At 62.0% G+C, this 20216-nt stretch carries 19 protein-coding genes and 1 pseudogene; 5 read left to right on the top strand and 15 right to left on the bottom strand.

The genetic code is table 11. The features are described from left to right. The first annotated feature begins 168 nt into the window (after positions 1–168). Positions 169–1314, top strand: coding sequence for an alpha-hydroxy acid oxidase (locus tag NKJ01_RS19455; RefSeq protein WP_352730189.1), 1146 nt, complete (start codon positions 169–171; stop codon positions 1312–1314). A 9-nt stretch (positions 1315–1323) separates the two neighbouring features. After that, positions 1324–1869: an adenine phosphoribosyltransferase gene (locus NKJ01_RS19450; protein WP_023760724.1), complete on the top strand. Its 546-nt coding sequence runs from the start codon at positions 1324–1326 to the stop codon at positions 1867–1869. Between the two features lie 97 nt (positions 1870–1966). Here NKJ01_RS19450 and NKJ01_RS19445 read toward each other — a convergent pair whose 3' ends face one another. The 7 genes from NKJ01_RS19445 to NKJ01_RS19415 all read right to left on the bottom strand — a co-directional run bounded on the left by NKJ01_RS19445 (position 1967) and on the right by NKJ01_RS19415 (position 8103). Continuing rightward, the gene (locus NKJ01_RS19445) at positions 1967–2440 is read right to left on the bottom strand and encodes a MaoC family dehydratase (RefSeq protein WP_352730187.1); all 474 of its coding nucleotides are present in this window, start codon (positions 2438–2440) and stop codon (positions 1967–1969) included. Then, positions 2437–2913, bottom strand: a complete 477-nt coding sequence (locus NKJ01_RS19440; protein ID WP_352730185.1) for a MaoC family dehydratase — start codon at positions 2911–2913, stop codon at positions 2437–2439. The genes NKJ01_RS19445 and NKJ01_RS19440 overlap by 4 nt, the downstream gene beginning before the upstream one ends. 107 nt (positions 2914–3020) lie before the next feature. Further along, entirely contained in the window at positions 3021–3995 is a 975-nt protein-coding gene (gene corA / locus NKJ01_RS19435; RefSeq protein WP_023760726.1) for a magnesium/cobalt transporter CorA, read from the bottom strand. 223 nt (positions 3996–4218) lie between these two features. Then, positions 4219–5322: a redox-regulated ATPase YchF gene (ychF, locus tag NKJ01_RS19430; protein WP_352730183.1), complete on the bottom strand. Its 1104-nt coding sequence runs from the start codon at positions 5320–5322 to the stop codon at positions 4219–4221. A gap of 91 nt (positions 5323–5413) precedes the next feature. Further along, a complete protein-coding gene (pth, locus tag NKJ01_RS19425; protein ID WP_352730181.1) occupies positions 5414–6139 on the bottom strand; it encodes an aminoacyl-tRNA hydrolase in 726 nt (241 codons plus the stop codon). Between the two features lie 23 nt (positions 6140–6162). Then, positions 6163–6804, bottom strand: coding sequence for a 50S ribosomal protein L25/general stress protein Ctc (locus NKJ01_RS19420; protein WP_023760729.1), 642 nt, complete (start codon positions 6802–6804; stop codon positions 6163–6165). Between the two features lie 264 nt (positions 6805–7068). Then, entirely contained in the window at positions 7069–8103 is a 1035-nt protein-coding gene (locus tag NKJ01_RS19415; RefSeq protein WP_023760730.1) for a class I SAM-dependent methyltransferase, read from the bottom strand. 293 nt (positions 8104–8396) lie between these two features. Here NKJ01_RS19415 and NKJ01_RS19410 point away from each other — a divergent pair, with 293 nt between their 5' ends. Beyond that, complete coding sequence (locus NKJ01_RS19410; RefSeq protein WP_352730179.1) at positions 8397–10403, top strand: putative bifunctional diguanylate cyclase/phosphodiesterase; 2007 nt, start codon at positions 8397–8399, stop codon at positions 10401–10403. Positions 10404–10516: 113 nt separating this feature from the next. Here the strand turns inward: NKJ01_RS19410 and NKJ01_RS19405 are convergent, their stop codons facing one another. Then, complete coding sequence (locus NKJ01_RS19405; RefSeq protein ID WP_352730177.1) at positions 10517–10945, bottom strand: MarR family winged helix-turn-helix transcriptional regulator; 429 nt, start codon at positions 10943–10945, stop codon at positions 10517–10519. Positions 10946–11095: 150 nt separating this feature from the next. On the opposite strand from NKJ01_RS19405, the gene NKJ01_RS19400 reads away from it, so the two are divergent. Further along, a complete protein-coding gene (locus NKJ01_RS19400) occupies positions 11096–11953 on the top strand; it encodes an alpha/beta fold hydrolase (RefSeq protein ID WP_352730175.1) in 858 nt (285 codons plus the stop codon). 56 nt (positions 11954–12009) lie between these two features. Here the strand turns inward: NKJ01_RS19400 and NKJ01_RS19395 are convergent, their stop codons facing one another. Continuing rightward, on the bottom strand, positions 12010–13257 hold the full coding sequence (locus tag NKJ01_RS19395; protein ID WP_352730173.1) for an MFS transporter: 1248 nt from the start codon (positions 13255–13257) through the stop codon (positions 12010–12012). Between the two features lie 153 nt (positions 13258–13410). Between NKJ01_RS19395 and NKJ01_RS19390 the strand changes: the two are divergent. Continuing rightward, positions 13411–14294 (top strand): annotated as a pseudogene (locus NKJ01_RS19390) (AraC family transcriptional regulator). Positions 14295–14309: 15 nt separating this feature from the next. Here NKJ01_RS19390 and NKJ01_RS19385 read toward each other — a convergent pair. From NKJ01_RS19385 to lgt, 6 genes are all read right to left on the bottom strand, one after another. Continuing rightward, positions 14310–15245: a ribose-phosphate pyrophosphokinase gene (locus NKJ01_RS19385; RefSeq protein ID WP_352730171.1), complete on the bottom strand. Its 936-nt coding sequence runs from the start codon at positions 15243–15245 to the stop codon at positions 14310–14312. 155 nt (positions 15246–15400) lie between these two features. Beyond that, positions 15401–16033: a hypothetical protein gene (locus NKJ01_RS19380; RefSeq protein WP_352730170.1), complete on the bottom strand. Its 633-nt coding sequence runs from the start codon at positions 16031–16033 to the stop codon at positions 15401–15403. 43 nt (positions 16034–16076) lie between these two features. Then, positions 16077–17228: a M24 family metallopeptidase gene (locus tag NKJ01_RS19375; protein ID WP_023761207.1), complete on the bottom strand. Its 1152-nt coding sequence runs from the start codon at positions 17226–17228 to the stop codon at positions 16077–16079. Next, on the bottom strand, positions 17228–18022 hold the full coding sequence (gene pgeF, locus NKJ01_RS19370) for a peptidoglycan editing factor PgeF (RefSeq protein WP_352730168.1): 795 nt from the start codon (positions 18020–18022) through the stop codon (positions 17228–17230). Before pgeF ends, NKJ01_RS19375 begins: the two co-directional genes overlap by 1 nt. A gap of 128 nt (positions 18023–18150) precedes the next feature. Further along, entirely contained in the window at positions 18151–19251 is a 1101-nt protein-coding gene (locus NKJ01_RS19365; protein WP_352730166.1) for a class I SAM-dependent methyltransferase, read from the bottom strand. Then, on the bottom strand, positions 19248–20102 hold the full coding sequence (lgt, locus tag NKJ01_RS19360) for a prolipoprotein diacylglyceryl transferase (RefSeq protein WP_352603456.1): 855 nt from the start codon (positions 20100–20102) through the stop codon (positions 19248–19250). The genes NKJ01_RS19365 and lgt overlap by 4 nt, the downstream gene beginning before the upstream one ends. Between the last annotated feature and the right edge of the window lie 114 nt (positions 20103–20216).

Genomic DNA, 20216 nt, shown 5'->3' with positions numbered 1-20216 from the left:
ATAGAGCCGCAGAACTAGTCGTGGCGCTCCGATCAAACTTTTAGGAACAGGCTTGAGCTACCTGCGGTCTTCACCGGATGGGCACTCCGTTGGCACGGCGCCCTGTGGTATGCCACACAGCATCTTTGAAAAAAGAATTGTCGACGGCATGGTGTTTGGATTTCGATGATGCGGCTAAAGGACTGTCACAATTTTTCGGATTTCCGCCGCATGGCGCAGCAGCGGCTGCCGGGGCCGATCTTCAACTACATCGACGGCGCGGCGGACGATGAGGTCACTTACCGCCGCAACACTGAAAGCTTTGACACCTGCGACCTGGTTCCCAATGTCTTGCGCGGGGTGAGCGAGATTGACATGTCGGTGACGGTCATGGGCCAGAAGCTGGCGATGCCGTTCTATTGCTCGCCGACCGCCTTGCAGCGGCTGTTCCACCATCAGGGCGAGCGCGCGGTCGCCAAGGCCGCCGCCAAATATGGCACGATGTTCGGCGTCTCCTCGCTTGGCACCGTCAGCCTTGAAGAGGCGCGCCGGATCAGCAGCAGCCCGCAGGTCTATCAGTTCTATTTCCATAGAGATCGCGGCCTCAATCGGGCGATGATGCAGCGGGCAAAGGCGGTTGGCGTCGAGGTGATGATGCTGACCGTCGACAGCATCACCGGGGGAAACCGCGAGCGCGACAAGCGCACCGGCTTTGCCATCCCCTTCAAGCTCAATCTGGCCGGGATGCTGCAGTTCGCGCTCAAGCCGGCCTGGGCGATCAACTATTTCACCCACGAAGGGTTCAAGCTGCCGCAGCTCGACGAGCATGTCGACATGGGTGGCGGCACGATGTCGATCAGCCGCTACTTCACTGAGATGCTTGACCCGTCGATGACATGGGACGACGTCGCCGAGATGGTCAAGCTGTGGTCGGGTCCGTTCTGCCTTAAGGGCGTCATGTCGGTTGAGGACGCCAGGCGTGCCGTCGACATCGGCTGCAGCGGCATTGTGCTGTCGAACCATGGCGGCCGGCAGCTGGATGGCTCGCGGGCGGCGTTCGACCAGCTTGCCGAGATTGTCGATGCGGTCGGAGACAGGATCGACGTCATCATGGATGGCGGTGTGCAGCGTGGTACGCATGTGCTGAAGGCGCTGTCGCTCGGCGCAAAAGCCGTCGGCGTCGGCCGCTATTATCTGTTCCCGTTGGCAGCGGCCGGCCAGCCCGGCGTCGAACGGGCGCTTGAACTGATGCGGGCCGAGATCGAACGCGGCATGAAGCTGATGGGCTGCAGTTCGATCGAACAATTGTCGCGCAACAACCTCCGTTTCAGGTAATCTCGACACATGAAATCCTCACTAGAAGACACGCTGCTTGCCGCCATCCGCACCATTCCGGACTATCCCAAGCCCGGCATCCTGTTTCGCGACATCACCACGCTGCTCAGCAATGCGCGCGCCTTCCGCCGCGCCATCGACGAGCTGGTGCATCCTTATGCCGGCCAGAAGGTCGACAAGATCGCCGGCATCGAGGCGCGCGGCTTTATCCTCGGCGGCGCCGTCGCCCATCAGCTCTCGGCGGGTTTCGTACCGATCCGCAAGAAGGGCAAGCTGCCCTTCGAGACGGTGCGCGTCGCCTACAGCCTGGAATACGGGCTGGACGAGATGGAGATGCACAAGGACGGCGTTTCGCCCGGCGAGAAGGTGATCCTGGTCGACGATCTGATCGCCACCGGCGGCACCGCTGAGGCGGCGGTCAAGCTGCTGCGCCAGATCGGCGCGGATATCCTCGCCGCCTGCTTCGTCATCGACCTGCCGGACCTGGGCGGCCGCGCGAAGCTCGAAGCGCTTGGCGTGCCGGTGCGGACGCTGATTGGGTTTGAAGGGGTTTGAAAAGCGATTGATCACGACCGCCCGGGCGGTCCCCGCTGCTTCGCAGCATTCGTTGGCCTTTCATCGTGCCGCTGGCACGATGAATTCGCCGAACCGGCTACTCACCCGTCTTCACCAGCACCGCGCTCTCGAACGCCAGCACCATGTCGCCAGTCGGCTCAAAAGCCTCGCATCGCAGGGCCAGCAGCCGCCAGCCGGGGCGTGAGGCGATCGGGCGGTGCGACAGCGCCGTGCGCGTGAAGGTGATGGTTTGCCCGGCATAGACCGGCTTCAGCCATTTCAGGTTCTTGAAACCGGGCGAGGGGCCGAATTCCGGCACCGGACCGGGGCCGCTCCACGCAGCGATCTCGGCATCCATGCGGTTTTCGAGATTGAGTTTCATCCAGGTTGCCGCCGTGTGCCAGCCGGATGCGCAGAGCCCGCCGAGCACGCTCTTCTTCGCTGCGTCCTCGTCGACATGGAAGATTTGCGGGTCGTATTTGCGTGCGAACGCCTTGATCGCCTCGGGCTCGAATGTGTGCGAGCCGAGCGTCACGGTGGTGCCGATGCGGAAGAAATCGTCCAGTGTCATGCTTGGCTCCCCGCGGCATCGCGCGTGAGGAACATGGCGGAATTCTCAAGCTCGAAGACGCTTTCGCCACGCTGGTTGAACAGCTCGCTGCGCATTGTCACGAAGCCGAGTTGCGGCTTCGATTTCGACAGGCGCTTGGCAACAACCACTAGGGTGCCGGTGAGCTGGTCGCCGGCCAGGACCGGCTTCTTCCATTTGACATGGTCGACACCGGGTGCACCCTGGCAGGTGGAGTCCAGCAGGAACGCATCGCACAGCATGCGCATGAACATGGCGCAGGTGTGCCAGCCCGAAGCGGCCAGCCCGCGCAGAATGCTGGCCTTGCCGGCTTCCTCGTCGAGATGCATCGGCTGCGGGTCGAATTCTCCGGCGAATTCGACGATCTCGGCGGCGCTCACCAGCTTCGAGCCAAGATCGAGCGACGCGCCCTCGACGAAATCCTCAAAGGCCCAGGTTTTTGGTTTTGCAGTCATGGTCTGAAATCCGGCTGACGAAGGGTTTCCGGATGCAGGCCGCAGCACATTTGGTCAAGAGATTTCTATAGCGCCAAGTCGTGGCTGCATGGCCTTTGGCGGGCGGATCAGAGCCAACCGCGGCGCCGGAAATACCAGAACGGCAGGATCGCCGACAACACCATCATGGCAATCGCGAAGGGATAGCCCAGTTCCCATTTGAGCTCGGGGATGACGTCGAAGTTCATGCCGTAGATCGAGGCGACCAGCGTCGGCGGCAGGAAGATGACGGCGGCAACCGAGAAGATCTTGATGATGGCGTTCTGCTCGATCGAGATCATGCCAAGCGTCGCGTCGAGCAGGAAGGAAATCTTCTGCGACAGGAAGGTGGCGTGGTCGGCGAGCGACAGCACGTCGCGGGACAGCGTCTTGATGCGCGCCTTGGTGTCCTTGCTCATCTTGGTGCGGGTCGAGGCATGGGCGAAAAAGCCGGCCAGGCGCTGCAGCGAGATCAGGCTGTCGCGGATCGAGGAGGCGATGTCCTCCTTGCGGCCGATCGCTTTCAAAAGCTCCTGGAAGTCGCGGTTGCGCTTGGAGACCTTGGTCGACCGCGCCTCGAAGATGTCGCGCGAGATTACTTCGATGTCGCGGCCGGCGCGTTCCAGAATATCGGCGAGACGGTCGACGATCGCCTCCAGCAGCCCGATCAGGATGGTGTCGCCGCTGGTGCAGCCGGTCGCCACCTTCTCGGCGCGCTGCGGAAAGGTCTTGAAGGCCTTCGGTTCGTGGTAGCGCACGGTGATCAGCCTGGTGCCGGCCAGCACGAAGGTGACAGGCGACATCAGGGGATCGTCGATTTCGGTCTGGGCGGGCAGGGTGGCGGTCATGAAGTAGGCGCCATCCTCGACATAGAGGCGGCTCGAAATCTCGATCTCCTCCATCTCCTCGCGCGTCGGAATGGCGACGCCGAGCCACGCCTCGATCGCCGCTTCCTCTTCCTTGGTCGGGTTAAGCAGATCGGCCCAGACGACATTGTCGCTGTTTGCCAAGAGTTCATCGACGGCGCGCAGGCGGTCATTGTCCACGACGAAGGCCTTGATCATCGCCGGGTCTCCCTTGCTGGATTAAAGGGTGCGTTCGGATTGACGCGTCGTGTCGGATTGCACGGTTCTCGGCGCCAGCGCCGACCTCGCGCCTGCCGCTTAGACCTGTGGCATGACAAAATCAAGACAAGCGGCTGCCCGGCGGATGGGCGTCGGCCGCTCGGAAGAACTCGTCGAGAAAAAAGCTCGCCGGGATGTTTTGGATACCCGGCCGCTTGAGGCGTCAGGTGTTGAACTTGAACAGCAGGATGTCGCCGTCCTGGACCACGTATTCCTTGCCTTCGTCACGCGCCTTGCCGGCTTCCTTGGCCGCCACTTCGCCGCCAAGCGTGATGAAATCATTGTAGGCGATGGTCTGGGCGCGGATGAAGCCGCGCTCGAAATCGGTGTGGATGACACCGGCCGCCTGAGGGGCCTTGTCGCCCTTGTGGATGGTCCAGGCGCGCGTCTCCTTCGGCCCGACGGTGAAATAGGTGATCAGATGCAACAGATCGTAGCCGGCGCGGATGACCTTGTTCAGGCCGGGTTCGTCGAGGCCCAGCGAGGACAGAAATTCCATCTCTTCCTCGTCGGAGAGTTGGGCGACTTCGGCCTCGATTGCGGCCGAGATGACGACGGTGCCGGCGCCTTGCGCGGCGGCCATCTTCTCGACGGCCTTGGTGTGTTCGTTGCCGGTGGCGGCGTCGGCCTCCGCGACGTTGCAGACATATAGTACGGGATGCGAGGTCAGAAGGTTCAGCCCCTGCAGGATGCGCAGGTCTTCCGCCGAGATGCCCTTAAGCAGGATGCGGGTCGGCTTGCCGGCTTGCAGCAGTTCGAGCGCTGCCTCCATCATCGGCAGCACGGTGGTCGCTTCCTTGTCTTTGCTGCCGGCGCGCTTGCGGAATTGCACGATGCGGCGCTCGAGGCTGTCGAGGTCGGCGAGCATCAGCTCGGTTTCGACCGTCTCGGCGTCGGCAACAGGGTCGATGCGGCCTTCGACATGGGTGATGTCGTCATCCTCGAAGCAGCGCAGCACATGCACGATGGCGTCGACCTCGCGGATGTTGGCGAGGAACTGGTTGCCCAGCCCTTCGCCCTTCGAGGCGCCGCGCACCAGGCCGGCAATGTCGACGAAGGAGATGCGGGTCGGGATGATCTCTTTCGACTTGCCGATCGCCGCGATCTTCTGCAGGCGCGGATCGGGCACCGCTACCTCGCCGGTGTTCGGTTCGATGGTGCAGAACGGATAGTTGGCGGCCTGCGCCGCCGCCGTCCTGGTCAACGCGTTGAAAAGCGTCGACTTGCCGACGTTGGGCAAGCCAACGATGCCGCATTTGAAACCCATTTTTTGTCCGGTCCTATAGGGAAATAGAAATTTGATCAGGGCTATGGGCGATAGGGGTGATCAACGTCAAGCCCTGTGGCGCCGATCCCGCTCAGTCCTTGCCGCCGAACAGCTTCTTCAGCATGGCGGCCATCGGGCCGGTCTCAGGCGGTTTGGCGGGGGCCTGCTGCGGGCGTGCCTGGCGGATGTGGCTTTGGTGTTTGGGGCCCTGCTGCTTCTGCGCCGGCTTTTCTGGTTCCGTGCCGGCCTTGCCCTGGACGGCGAGGCTGACCTTGTTCATGAAGCCGGAGTCGTCGCCCTTGGCGATCATGGCGGCGTTCTCGGCGATTGCGTCGAGCAGCGGTTCGAGCCATTCGCGGTCGACCTTGTCGAAATCGCCGAGCACATGGTGCTGGACCATTTCCTTGACGCCGGGGTGACCGACGCCGATGCGCACGCGGCGGTAGGCGTTGCCGACATGGCCATCGATCGAGCGGATGCCGTTATGGCCGCCGGCGCCGCCGCCGGTCTTGATGCGCAGTTTGCCTTCGGCAAGGTCGATCTCGTCATAGAATACGGTGAGTGCGGACAGCTCGAGCTTGTAGAAGCGCAGCGCTTCGCCGATCGACTGGCCGGACAAGTTCATGAAGGTCTGCGGCTTGATCAGGACGATCTTTTCGCCGCCGAGCGTGCCTTCTGAAATCAGGCCCTGGAATTTCTTCGACCAGGGCGAAAAGGAATGGCGGCGGGCGATTGCGTCCGCCGCCATGAAACCGACATTGTGGCGGTTGTTGGCATATTTCGCGCCCGGATTGCCGAGGCCTGCAAAGACAAGCATCGTCTGCTCCGAGCGGGAAAGAGTTACTTCTCTTCGGCGGCGGGAGCCGCTTCGGGTGCAGCCACTTCAGTCGTCTCTTCCGCCTCCGGCTTCATCGCCGACGAACCGGCAATGGTCGCGATGGTGAAGTCGCGGTCGGAGATCACGGGCTTCACACCAGCCGGCAGCTTGACCGACGAGATGTGGATCGAGTCGCCAATGTTGGCGCCGGTGAGATCGATGGTGATGAATTCCGGGATCGCATTGGCCGGGCAGTGGAACTCGACTTCGTGACGCACGATGTTGAGCACGCCGCCGCGCTTGATGCCGGGCGACCTGTCCTCATTGATGAAATGGACAGGCACGTCGACATTGACCTGGGTGTCCTTGCCGATGCGCAGGAAGTCGACATGGACAGGGAAATCCTTGACCGGGTCGAGCTGGAAGTCCTTCGGCAGGACCTGGATCTTCTTGCCGTCGACATCGATCGTGGCGATCGTGGTCAAAAACCCGCCGCCATGGATCTTGTAGTAGATGTCCTTGTAGGTGAGTGCGATCGCCAGGGGAGGCTGCTTGTCACCATAGATTACTGCAGGCACTTTACCGTTGCGGCGAACTGCACGGGCGGACCCCTTACCGACCTGTTCGCGTGCTTCGGCCTTGAGCTCGTAAGTGTCGTGGCTCATGGCATTTCCTTTCGGTTTGTTCTGGAGCGCTTACGGTTGGCAACCTGCCTGGCCGTAAACGTCGAAAGCCGACATACCCATGCATGATCTGGTCCGAAAACCGGAATCCACTTTTCGGGATCGTGCGGGAAGGCGGCCTTCCGCCGCGTTGCCTCCAAGGGTGTCTACGCGGGTGGCGGCTCTATAGCGGAAGGCGGCCGGAGGTGCAAGCCAAAGGCACGTCAGCCAAAGGCACGTCCGCCGGCGCGCAGTTCGGGGCGGTGATTATCCCCGCTTTTCGATGACGGCATAGAGCACGTTGCGGTTCTCGCCAAAGAACACCTGCGCGTTGACGGCGTTGCGGTCGACGCTGGCATTGACGATGTTCCACATGTCGACCTCCGATCGCAGCAGCAACACCCAGTCCATGAAGGTCTCCCGGTAGCCGGCGTCAGGATTGTCCTCGGCGTAGTTCGCGAAGAGAAATGTCCCGTTCGGCTTCAACATCTGCAGGCAGGTCTTCGTGAGTTTTACGGCGACGTTGTGCTGGAGGTAGTCGTAAAGGCCGGAGGCGTAGATGAAGTCGAACTTGCCCAGCCTGTGGCCCCTCGTGAGCACGGTCCGCACCGACCCGTCGACGGCCTCGATCGCGGTGCCCTGGAAGTCACGTGCGATCAACCCAACGCTCTGTGGATCCTGGTCGAGCGCAACCCAACGCTTGAGACGTCCTTCCGCCAGGGCGACCGAGCGATTGGCCTCCCGCAAATGCCCGGCCGCGATCGCCAGGATCTCGGTTTCCGGTCCGTTCTTGGCCGCGATCTCATCGACATAGCGGGTCAATAGGTCACGTCGTTCCCGTGCAGCGACGCAAGACGGGACGTCCTGGGTATGGGTATAGAGCGCCTTGCCGATCTCCGAGGCGTTTGCCACGCTCTCGGCCACGTGCGGATCACAATAGATGTAGTCGAGCAACTCCGCATCACCAGCATAACCTCTGGGCTTGCTGAAAGACCACCGCGTAAGCGGATCCTCGAGAAAATACTCCAGGACCGGATGGTTCTGCACCACCGGTATCAATGCTTGCCAAACGTCGGGATGAACTTTGGCACGTGTCGCGTTGAGGTGCGACATCAGACTACGAATGACCTCGGCGGGGTCCTTTCCTTGTTCGATTTGCTGATGGGTCGCATGGAGAATGAGTGCAAGCTCTGCACGAGCGGTTTCGAAGACTTCGCCGTGATCCTCGGGTCTTCCCCGAGGCAGACTTCCGGCGAGCATCTCGGCAGTAATCAGGCTTTTTCCATCAAGAACGGTTTGCACACCAACGCTCCATAGTTAACAGTCAGTTAACTTATTGCGTAGAATGCTCCATTTGCCAATGATGGGCCGGGCGCATTTTAGCGTTATGATTAATTTCCCGCTAACCATCTTTAATCATTGCACTTCTTCCGGGCCGGATTCGGGTTTCGAGTTAACGGAAACTTGTCCTGCGCGATTGCATTTGTACGCGTGGCGTCGCAATCGCTGTCGCGTCCAGGGAGTCGGCCTGCGTGAGGGCAGAAACTAGAAATGAGTTCGGAGCCGAAAATCCCCTTCAAACGGGGTTTGCTGTGATGAACGATCACGCGTCATCCGCATTGGCCGATACTGTTCATGCGGAGCCGTACGAACCGCGCTATGAACTGGGGACTGACGAGCTCCGCGCCCTCTACCGTACGGAAGCTCATGCGACGCGAAGAGGGGAAGCCCGGCCAGGGCTTTGGATGGCCGTTGTCATCTATCTCTTGTTTTCTGCAACGGATCTGCTGCTGATCCCCGATGTGGCTGCATACACGATCACTGCGCGCTTCGCGGTCGGATTGACTGCGCTTTTGATCCTGGAAGCGCAGCTTCGCCGGGAGGTAGCAACGGAATGGCTTGACGTCACTTGCGCCGGAGCCATCATCTTTGGCTATGTCGGTTGGCTGTGCCCTGCAGTTTTTGGTGCGGACAAAGAAAGCGTCTCTTACTATATGGTCTTCGGCACCATCTTCATGATGAGCGCCAATCTTTTCTTCACGTTCAATTTCAAACTTTCGATAGTAACTTCCACAATAATATTGTGTATACTGTACGTGGTAAATTATTTCGTGCCTTCGACGCTAATATACAAGATGGTATTCGGAACTTTCTATATCTCTTGCTTCACGTTTACCTCATATGTCAACTGGAAACTGAATGAAGAGCGCTACAACGTCTTCCTGAACGCCCTGGAAGCGAAGATCCAGCACAACGAGGCGACCGAACGCGGTAAGGCCCTGCTGAGACTGTCGCGGACCGATCCGCTTACAGGCCTGGAGAACCGGCGGGCGATCGACGAGAAGCTAAGGGACTACTGGAACGACTGGCAAAAGGTTGGCACCAGTTTTGGGGCGATCCTCATCGACGTGGACTTCTTCAAGAAGTTCAATGATTGTTACGGCCATCAGGAAGGCGACCGCTGCCTGATCCATGTCGCCAATGCTCTTAGCGAAATGATCAGGCAGTACAATGGCTCCATCGGCCGCTACGGCGGTGAAGAGTTCATTATCCTGGCTCGCGTGGAGAACAAAGAGCAGATCCTGGAGATCGCGGAAGCCATTTGCAGCACGGTGGAGAACCTGGCGCTCATCCATGAGCTGCGGCGAGACGGCGTCTCGATCGTGACCGTGAGCGTTGGCGCTGCGTTCACCAGAACGCAGACTGGCGCCAAGCTGGAGAAGATCATCCACGAGGCTGATCGCGCACTCTATCTGGCAAAAGCCGGTGGCCGAAACTGTGCTCGCCTGTTCGACCCCTCCGATCCCCAGAGCAGCGACGAGAGCGAGAACATTGCGGCTTTGCTGAAGATCGCTATCGGCCAGAACCTCGTGTCACTCGTTTACCAGCCTATCCAGGATGTCAAAACGGACCGAGTTGAAGCCGTAGAGGCTCTGATGCGCCTCAAAATGCTGGACGGCACGTCGGTTCCGCCGAGCCTGTTCATTCCCGTCGCGGAACGAACCGGCGCAATCCTGGAACTCGGGCGCTGGGCAATAAGAACGGTGTGCGCCGAGCTCCTGGCGGACGATTACGTCCGCGTCGTTAGTGTCAACGTCTCTCCGATCCAGCTCAAGACACCTGGCTTTGCAACGTCGGTAGCGACCATTCTGGGCGAGACCGGCGTCTCCGGAAGCAGGCTGGCCTTCGAGATCACCGAAGGGCTGGAGATGGAGATGCATTCGGACATTCTTCGGTGCATCAGCGACCTGAAGCTGCTGGGGATCAAGATATGGCTTGACGACTTCGGGACGGGCTTCGCGGGCCTTTCGTGGCTCCGCCTGATCGATTTCGATACGGTAAAGATCGATCGCTCGTTCCTGCACGATTGCAGCGCCCCGAACGGCAAGGCAATGCTCCAGGACATTATCACCCTGGTGCGGAATCGCGGCCACAAAATCCTGGTCGAAGGGGTGGAAACCGACGAACAGATGGCCCTCATGCGCGAATTCGGCATAGACAAGGTCCAAGGCTTTCATGTCGGCCGTCCCGCTCCCGCCGTCAGTTACCAGCCAAAGCGGACCATCCGCAAACGCCCATTCACCGTGCTTAAATCGGCATGATTGCGCCTGCTCTCCGAGGTTAGGCTTAGCTGCCTTTGGCCGCCATGGCTCACGGGCCTCGCCGATTGCTATCGACCAACGGCAGAGCCAGGCGGGCACGCAAGGGGTGTGGCTTAGTGGTCGCCACTCAACGCGGCGCGCAGTGCCCTGATCTGTCGATTCAGAGCATCAAGCTGTGCCAGAGTCATGCCTGAGCGCTCGATCAAGGTCTCGTTGAGGCAGTTGCACTGGACAAGCAGTGCGCGACCGGCGGCGGTCAGATCGACCTGCACCTGGCGCTCGTCGGTCTGGCTGCGCTGGCGGGTCACCAGTCCAGCCTGCTCCATCCGCTTCACCAGTGGCGTGACGGTGCTCGATTCCAGAGCGAGCCGACGGGCGACCGTGCCAACGGACATACCATCGGTCTCTCCAAGCGCGTTCAGAACCAGATATTGCGGATAAGTGATGCCCATCTTGTCCAGCATCGGCTTGTAGGTGCGATTGATCGCCATGCTGGTGGCATAGAGCGTGAAGCAAAGTTGATTGTCCAACGGGAGAGGCACGGCGCATTTCCTTCTGCCGGTATGGCAGTTGGTTCAATACCACGAAAAACGATATCGCGATATATATTTTTATGGACAAGGTTTTCGAACCGCGATAGAGATAGTTATCGCGATATCGTTTATCGCGAAGTCAACACAACGGAGATTGAGATGACCTCGCAACCCAAGCCCAGCTCCGGCAGCGGCACGATCACCACCAAGGACGGAACGCAAATTTACTACAAGGACTGGGGGACCGGGCAGCCGATCGTCTTCCATCATGGCTGGCCATTGAGCAGCGATGACTGGGACGCCCAGATGCTGTTCTTCCTGTCACAAGGCTACAGGGTCGTTGCCCATGATCGGCGCGGGCACGGCCGCTCGACCCAGACGGACATTGGCAACGAGATGGATACGTACGCCGCCGATGTCGCGGATCTCGCCGCCCGTCTGGATCTCAAGGACGCCATCCATGTCGGCCATTCGACCGGTGGCGGTGAGGTGGCGCGCTATGTCGCTCAATACGGCTCGGGCGGCCGTGTCGCCAAGGCGGTGCTGATCGGCGCGGTGCCGCCGATCATGCTCAAGACCGCGGCCAATCCCGGCGGCCTGCCGATCGAGGTCTTCGACGGCTTCCGCTCCGCCCAGGCGGCCAACCGCGCCCAGTTCTTCCGCGATGTCCCGGCAGGTCCGTTCTACGGCTTCAACCGTCCGGGCGCGGAAATCTCGCAGGGGATCATCGACAATTGGTGGCGCCAGGGCATGATGGGCGGTACCAAGGCGCATTATGATTGCATCAAGGCCTTCTCGGAGACCGACTTCACCGAAGACCTGAAGAAGATCGACGTGCCGGTTCTGGTCATGCACGGTGACGACGACCAGATCGTCCCAATAGCCGATTCGGCGCTGTTGACGATCAAGCTGCTCAAGAAAGGCGAGCTCAAGGTCTACAAGGGCTTCCCACACGGCATGGCCACGACCCATGCCGACGTCATCAACGCCGACCTGCTGGCCTTCTTCAAGGCCTAGCTAGGATATTTTCCAGCAGGCACCCGCCATTGGGCGGGTGCCTATATCGCCCGGCCTTACCGGCTTGCAGCGACCGCCTGAGCCTTCCTAGCTTCCTTCATATTCGGAAGGAACACGGTCAGCAGCCCAAGCAGCGGCAGGTACGAGCAGACCTGGAAGACATAATCGATGCCCTTCATGTCGGCGACCACGCCGAGCACGGCAGCCGCGATGCCGCCCATGCCAAAGGCGAAGCCGAAGAAGATGCCGGCGATCATGCCGACACGTCCCGGCACCAGTTCCTGGGCGAAAACGACGATGTTGGAGAAGGCCGATGACAGGATCAGGCCGATCAGCACCGTCAGCACCATCGTCCATTCCAGGTTGGCGTAGGGCAGGGCGAGCGTGAAGGGCAGCACGCCGACGATGGAGAACCAGATCATGGCCTTTTGTCCATAGCGGTCGCCGAACGGGCCGCCAAGCAGGATGCCTAGCGCCGAGGCGCCGAGGAACAGGAACAGCATGACCTGCGACATCTGCACCGAAACGCCGAACTTATGGATTGAATAGAAGGTGTAGTAGCTGGCGAGGCTGGCGATGTAGGCGTTCTTGGTCAGCACCAGCAGCGTCAGCACCGCCAGTGCCCACATCACCTTGCGGCGCGGGAAGGGCGAGGCGAAGCTTGCCGTCTTGCGATTGCCCTGTGCGGCGCGCAGCCGGCTGTACCAGCCGCCGACCCGCCACAAAACGATGATCCCGATCAGCGAGCCGACAGCGAACCAGGAGATGCTGGTCTGGCCGAACGGCACGACGATGAAGGCAGCCAGCAGCGGGCCCATGGATTGACCGAAATTGCCGCCTACCTGGAATAGCGACTGCGCCAGACCGAAGCGGCCTCCGGAGGCGAAGCGGGCGATGCGCGAGGATTCCGGATGGAAGATCGCCGAGCCGATGCCGATCAGCGAGGCGCCGACCAGGAGCAGCGAATAGTGCCCGGCATAGGCGAGCACGACCAGGCCGATCAGCGAAGATGCCATGCCGTAGGGCAGCGAATAGGGCATCGGCCGCTTGTCGGTGATCATGCCGATCACCGGCTGCAGCAGCGATGCGGTCACCTGGAAGGTGAAGGTCAGAAGGCCGATTTGCCAGAAATCGAGGCCGTAATTCTCTTTCAGCAAGGGATAGATGGCCGATAGCAGCGATTGCATGATGTCGTTGATGCAATGGCAGAAGCTCACCGCCAGGATGACGGTGAAGGCCGTCGCCTGGGCTGAAGCGTGACTGGCGGTCGGTGAGGCGACGCTGGCGGCTGTCGTATCGGTCAAGGTAGGCTCCGTGATCTTTTTGGCGGCACGCCCGCAGGGCAAACTGGCGGACGCTGCTGAAGGCCGCCTAAGGAACGGTTGCCTTATAAGCTGCTTGCAGGGTGACTTCTTTCGTGGTTTGGTCCAATAGTTTCGCAAGTGGGCCAATACAAGATGCCGCACGGCAAAGAAGTCTTCCACGCCGGCAGTGCCGATCTCGAGCAGTTGCACGAGCGCCGATGGCAGTGGCTGGAGCAAGTGGCCGGGCCGGCGGTGGCGCTGCCGACCGAATATCCTGACGGCTATCGTGTGCCGCTGCACCGCCACAGTCGCAGTCAGTTGCTTCATGCGCTGGTAGGCGTCGTGCTGGTGACCACGCGCTACGGTCGCTGGATGGTGCCGCCCGACCATGCGATGTGGATTCCAGCCGGCACCGAGCATTCCGTCGAGATGCTGGGCGATGTGTCGATGCGTTCGGTCTATGTCATGCCGCAGGCGATCCCCGGGCTGCCGGAAGGCTTGCGCGTCGTCGGCGTCACTGACCTGATGCATAGCCTGATCGTGGAATCGGAAAAGCTGCCGCAAGGCGGCGAGCTGGAAGGGCGCGGCGGGCTGATCATGAATCTGCTGCTGCACGAAATCCCGACCCTGCCGGAACGGCCGCTCGGTCTGCCGTTCCCGTCCGATCCCAGGCTCTCGGCACTCTGTCGGCGCTTCGTCGCCGCACCTTCGCCGCACGCGACGATCGACGAGTGGGCCGATGCCGCCGGCATGAGCCGCCGCTCCTTCACCCGCGCCTTCCAGCGCCAGACCGGCCTGTCGCTGTCGACATGGCGCCAGCAAGCCTGCCTGTTCGCGGCGCTGCCGCGGCTGGCCGACGGCGAGCCGATCACCAGGGTGGCGCTCGATCTCGGCTATGACAGCGTGCCGGCCTTCATCACCATGTTCAAGCGCATGCTGGGCGCCTCGCCGCGCGGCTACATGCGCGGCGCACGCGAAAGCTCGAAGTCGCTCGTCGCCTGATCGGTCCGGTCCGGCTGGAGGGCCCCGCGCCGTAAGGTCAGATATCGGTCTTAGTCGAACAGGCTGGACACCGATTCCTCGGTCGCCGTGCGCGAAATGGCTTCGCCCATCAGGTCGGCGATCGAGATGACGCGGATGTTGGGAGCATCGAGCACGCCTTGGGTCGGCTGGATGGAATCGGTGATCACCAGTTCCTGCAGTTTCGAGCTGCTGATACGGGCAACCGCGCCGCCCGACAGCACGCCGTGGGTGATATAGGCGGTGACGCTGGTGGCGCCGTTGGCCAGCAGCGCATCGGCGGCGTTGCACAGCGTGCCGCCGGAATCGACGATGTCGTCGATCAGCAGGCAATCCTTGCCGGCAACCGCGCCGATGATGTTCATCACTTCCGATTCACCGGGTCGCTCGCGGCGCTTGTCGACGATGGCGAGTTGCGCGTCGAAGCGCTTGGCAAGCGCGCGCGCCCGCACCACGCCGCCGATGTCGGGCGACACCACCACGACGTTGCCGAGCTGCTTGTATTTGGCCTTCACGTCGCGGGCCATCACCGGCACCGAGAACAGATTGTCGGTCGGGATGTCGAAGAAGCCCTGGATCTGGCCGGCGTGCAGGTCGAGCGTCAGAACTCGGTCGACGCCGGCGCGGGTGATCATATTGGCGACCAGCTTGGCCGAGATCGGCGTGCGGCCGGAGGCGCGGCGATCCTGCCTGGCGTAGCCGAAATAGGGGATGACCGCCGTGATGCGCTTGGCCGATGAGCGCATGAAGGCATCGATCATGATGAGCAGTTCCATCAGGTGATCGTTGGTCGGGAACGAGGTTGACTGCAGGATGAAGACATCCTCGCCGCGCACATTTTCCTGGATTTCGACGAAGATTTCCTGGTCGGCGAAGCGCCTGACGGTGGCCTTGCCCAGCGGGACGTTGAGGTACCGGGCGACCGCTTCGGCCAGCACCCTGTTGGAATTGCCCGCGAAGAGTTTCATGCACCGTTCCTGGTGGAGGATGGAAAGCCCTGACGGACTCGCCTGCGCCCTTTAACCGGGCTTTTAGCGGCCCGCGCCGGTATTGCAAGCACCGAGATCGGGAATCCGCCGGATAATCCTAGGAAAGCCTTGCACCATCGCCGGTAGAAATCATTTCAGCCCGCCTTGCCGCCAAGCCAGGCCGCGAACTGGTCGATGGTCTGGTCGGCGATCGCCTGCATGGTGGCTGGCGAGACCCCCTTCCAGCTGTCACCGGCCCCGCTGGCGCCGCCACTAACCGAAGGCGCCTTCTGCTGGCCGTTGATGCGGTGCAGGCGGTTGCCTGCCGGGTCATAGACGTCCCAGACATAGATGACGGTGGTATCGGTGCCTTCAGACATCGTCGAGAAATAGCCTTTGAGCACATGCGTCGCGGTCTGGTCGGCGCTGCCGGCGAGCGTGATGCCGCGCTGCCGGGCGCGCGTCTGCAGTTCCGCCGTCAGTGGTGTCGCGGCCTCGACCGACGCGCCGACAATCGGCGCGATCTGCAGCCGGGTCCTCGCCAGGGCGGCGGCGCTTTGGGCTGATGTGACCGGTGTGGTGGTTGCAGGAGCGCCCGCCGCGGTGGTGGCAGGGCCGCCCGGGGCCGGAACTGCGGCTGCAGTGTTGCCTGATGTGGCGGGCAGTGTCTGGGTCGACGTTGCCGGCGGGGTGATGGCAGAGGGTTCGAGCACGTCCTTTGCGTTGGTGCAGGCGCCAAGAGCCAATGCCACAAGCAATGACACGGTCGTCACATGCGATCGTCTCATTTGCCTTCTAACTCCTTGGCGAAGAACGCCTCCCATTATGGATTCACTGTACGATCAAGTCGAGATCATGGCGGGACAGCGGCTTCGGCTGGGATTCGGTGGTCAGGTAGGTGCGGCCAAGCGTCATTGCCGTCTCGGTGTCGGAATCCATGATGATCATGTGGGCGAACAGCGTCATGTTGGGCGCGATCGGCTCGGGATTGCCTTGGTAAAACATCGGCATGTCCATCCAGGAGGGCGTGAAGCGGGCTCCGACCGAATAGCCGCAGGCGTTCAACCGGTGCTTGGTCAGGCCGTGCGCCTCCATGGTGCGGGCGTGGGCGTCGAACACGTCACCGAAGCTGTTGCCCGGCGTCATCGCCTTCTCGACGGCCAGAAGGGCGGCGCGGGCGGCGTCGAACAGCTCCTGATGGCGCTTGGAGACCTTGCCGGTCAGCACCGTGCGCATCATCGGCGCATGGTAGTGGTTGAAGACGCCAGCCCATTCAAGCGTCAGTTGGTCGTTCTTTGTGAGCTTGCGGCGGCCGGCCTTGTAGCGGCACAACAGGGCGTCGACACCGGAGCCGATGATGAACTCGTTGGCTGGATAGTCGCCGCCGCCGGCGAAGATCGCACCTTGCATGGCAGCCAGGATCAAGGCTTCGTCGCCACCCTGCTTGATCAGCGGCAAGGCCGCGTCGAGCGCGTCGTCCGAGAGATTGGCGGCCTTCTCGGCCTTCGCGATTTCGGCTGGGCTCTTGAACAGGCGCAGCCGGCCGACGATGCCGGATGCATCGGCGATCTGGCCGAAGGTCTGCAACTGTTCGTCGAGCCGGCGGCCGTTGAAGGCGGTCAGGCCGTGAGTGTCGTATTCGACGCCAATGCGAGCGCCGAGCAGGTCGAGTTCGTTGAGCAGATTGCGCAGGTCGACCGCCGGATTGGCGCCATCGCGGTCGGTCCACAGAACGATGTTGTCGATGATCGAGGTCTGGCGCGCCTGACGCAGATCGGCCGAGCGGGTCAGAAGCACCATCGAACCGTCGGCCTTCACCACCAGGCACTGGAAGAAGCAGAAGCCGAACGTATCATAGCCGGTCAGCCAGTACATGCTCTCCTGCGCGAACAGGAGGATGGCGTCGAGCTTCTTCTCGGCCATCTCGATCATCAGCCGGTCGCGCCGCGCGTCGAATTCGGATCGTTCAAAATGCAGCGCCATTATTCCCTCTCCAAAACGATTGCCGAAATCTGCCGGCCGTAATCGGGCTCCTTGCGGTGCGTGGCGCGCCGGTAGGAGTAGAACAGATCTTCCTCGGCATAGGTGCAGCGTCCGAGGCCGTCGGCTGTCACACCGGCCTTGGCCAGCCGGTCGACCGTGTAGCGGTTGAGGTCGAACATCGCATGGCCGACGTTGGCGGAAGGCGCGAAATAGCCGATGTTTTCGCCGTCGGCCTCAACGAAGCGGGCAACGAATTCCGGTCCGACTTCATAATTTCGCGGGCCAATCGAAGGGCCGAGCACGGCGACGATGTTTTGGCGATGGGCACCGAGACTTTCCATGGCGAGGACGGTGTTTTCAAGCACGCCTGTGAAAGCGCCTTTCCAGCCGGCGTGTGCGGCGCCGATGATGCGCGCCTGCGGATCGGCGAAGAGCACTGGACCGCAATCGGCGGTCGAGGCGCCGATGGCGACGCCCGGCCGGTCGGTGACGATGGCGTCTGCCTTGGGGCGCTCGCCGGCAAAGGGTTCCCGGGCGACGATGACATCGGGTGAGTGGATCTGCCAGGCGGTCAACAGATGGCGCGCCGGCACGCCCATCCACGCAGCGACCCGGGCGCGGTTCTCGGCCACCAGGGCCTGATCGTCGTTCGATCCGGTGCCGATGTTGAGGCCATGATAGATACCGCTGGAGACACCGCCAATGCGGGTAAAATAGCCGTGGCGGATGCCTTGTGCCTGCGCCTTGTCCAGCAGCGGCGACCGAACGGGATCCGGTTTGGTCTGATTCAGCATGCGGGCGTTGTTGTCCGTGTGGGCGGTTTCGTCAAGAAGAAGGTGCTTCGTCGAGAAGGAGGCGGGGCTGGGCGGTGTGACCGTCTCTTTTCGCCGGACGGGAGATTGGGAGGGGCGGCGGTGAAAAGTCAATCCGCCGCGAAGGTCGTTGTTGCAGAGAGTGGGACGGCCACGCCGCGCGGCAGCACCGCAAGCACCTTGAACAGTGCGCCCATGTTTTGCGGAGCGGCGAGGCGCTCGACGGCCTCAGTAATGTTGTCGCGTGTCGCCTGGCCGGCATCGGCGCCGAGGCGGCCGGCGCGTTCGAGAATCCCCATGCCGAGCAGGAAATCGCCCTGCGTCGACAGATGGGCGTCGAGGCCGTGCCCGCGAACGGCTGCGGCAAGGGCGGCGAAATCGACATGGGTAGTGAGGTCGGCCTCGCCGGGATTTGCCAGCACATCTTCGCGATTGTGGCCGCGCAATGCCTGCAGCGTGTCGCCGACGCCCGGCTGGAGATGGCCATAGTCGAGGAACAGGCCGGCACCGCCATGCCTTGATATGCGCTCTGCGATGGCCGCCATCAGTGCCGTGCGGGCAGGCGCCACTTCGACGATAGCGCCTTGCGGTGCACCGTCGGCATCGGCGGGCAGCAGCGTCGGGTCGACCGAGCCGGCACCGGCGAAGAAGCGCAGTTCGTTGGTGTCATCCAGACCAATCATGCGCTCGCGCCAGCCGGCGCCGGCGCGGACGAACTGGCGGACGGGCACGGCGTCGAACAGTTCGTTGCCGACGATGAACAGCGGCTGCCGCGGCAGCGTCTCGATGGTTTCGTGCCAACGAACCGCGAAAGGTGTGACGCCAAGCGTCCGTTGCTGGACTTCTGTCAGGCGTGGGCTGGTCTCGATCATGGCGAAGGTGGCGCCGTTGGCGAGTTCTGGATCTAGCCGCGACAGCGTTCGCAGCATGTCCTTCATCAGCGTACCGCGGCCGGGGCCGATCTCGGCGATGGTGGCCGGCAGCGGCCGGCCGCTCGCCAGCCAGGCCTGGTACACCCACACAGCGACCAGTTCGCCGAACATCTGGCTGATCTCGGGCGCGGTGATGAAGTCGCCGGCCGCACCGAAGGGCTCGCGCGTCATGTAATAACCGTCCTGCGGGTCGAAGAGGCAAAGCGCCATGTATTCGTTGATGGGAAGCGGCCCCAATGCCTCGATCAGGTCGACGATGCGGGTCTTCAGCCGGGTCATATCGGCTGCGGCTGTGCCACCGGCTTGGCGGTCAGCATCGCCCAGATGCCGGCCAGCACCATCGGCGTCGACAGGATCATGCCCATGGTCAGCCAGTTGGTGCCGAGGAGATAGCCGAGCTGCTGGTCGGGCTCGCGGAAGAACTCGACGAAGATGCGCGACAGGCCGTAGCCGCAGATGAAGGCGCCGCCGACGAAGCGCGGCGTCTTCAGCTTGAGGCGCCAATGGGTGAGGATGCGCAGCACGAGGAACAGCACCACACCCTCGAGCAGCGCCTCGTAGAGCTGGCTGGGGTGACGGGCAAACGGCCCGCCATTGGGGAATTCGAACGCCCAGGGCACGTCCGTCGGCCGGCCCCACAGCTCGGAATTGATGAAGTTGGCTACGCGCACCAGGCCAAGGCCAACCGGCACGCCGGCGGCCACGACATCGAACAATGACCATGTGCGGATGCCGCGCTTGATCGAAAACAGCGTCATGGCGAGGATAACGCCAAGCAGGCCGCCATGGAACGACATGCCGCCTTGCCAGACCGCGAAGATATCGAGCGGGTGCGCAATGTAGCGCGGCAGATCATAGAACAGCACATAGCCCGTGCGGCCGCCCAGCACGACGCCGATGGCCGCCCAGACGATGAAATCGTCGAGGTCCACCGGCTTCATCGGCAGGACGCCGTTCGGCCACAGCTTGGCACTGGCGGCAAGCCGCTTGGCATACCACCAGGCAAACAGGATGCCGACGATGTAACCGACGCCGTACCAATGCACCGCCAGCGGCCCGATCTGGATGAGGATCGGGTTGATGTTGGGGAAGGGCAGGGAGGCCAGCGGCAGCAGGAAATATTCGTTCAACGGGGAACTCTCGGTTGCAAAACGCGTTTGTGCGCGGACCATGCGGCAGGCTTTTGGCACGGTCAAGGCAAGGTGGGCGCTCTCGACTTGATGCCGCAACGCGGCGCAACATGC

The sequence above is a fragment of the Mesorhizobium sp. M0276 genome (assembly GCF_040321755.1).
In the GTDB taxonomy this organism is placed as follows: Bacteria; Pseudomonadota; Alphaproteobacteria; order Rhizobiales; family Rhizobiaceae; genus Mesorhizobium.
The sequence above is the reverse complement of the archived record's forward strand: the minus strand, read 5'-3'. Positions and strand labels throughout refer to the sequence as shown.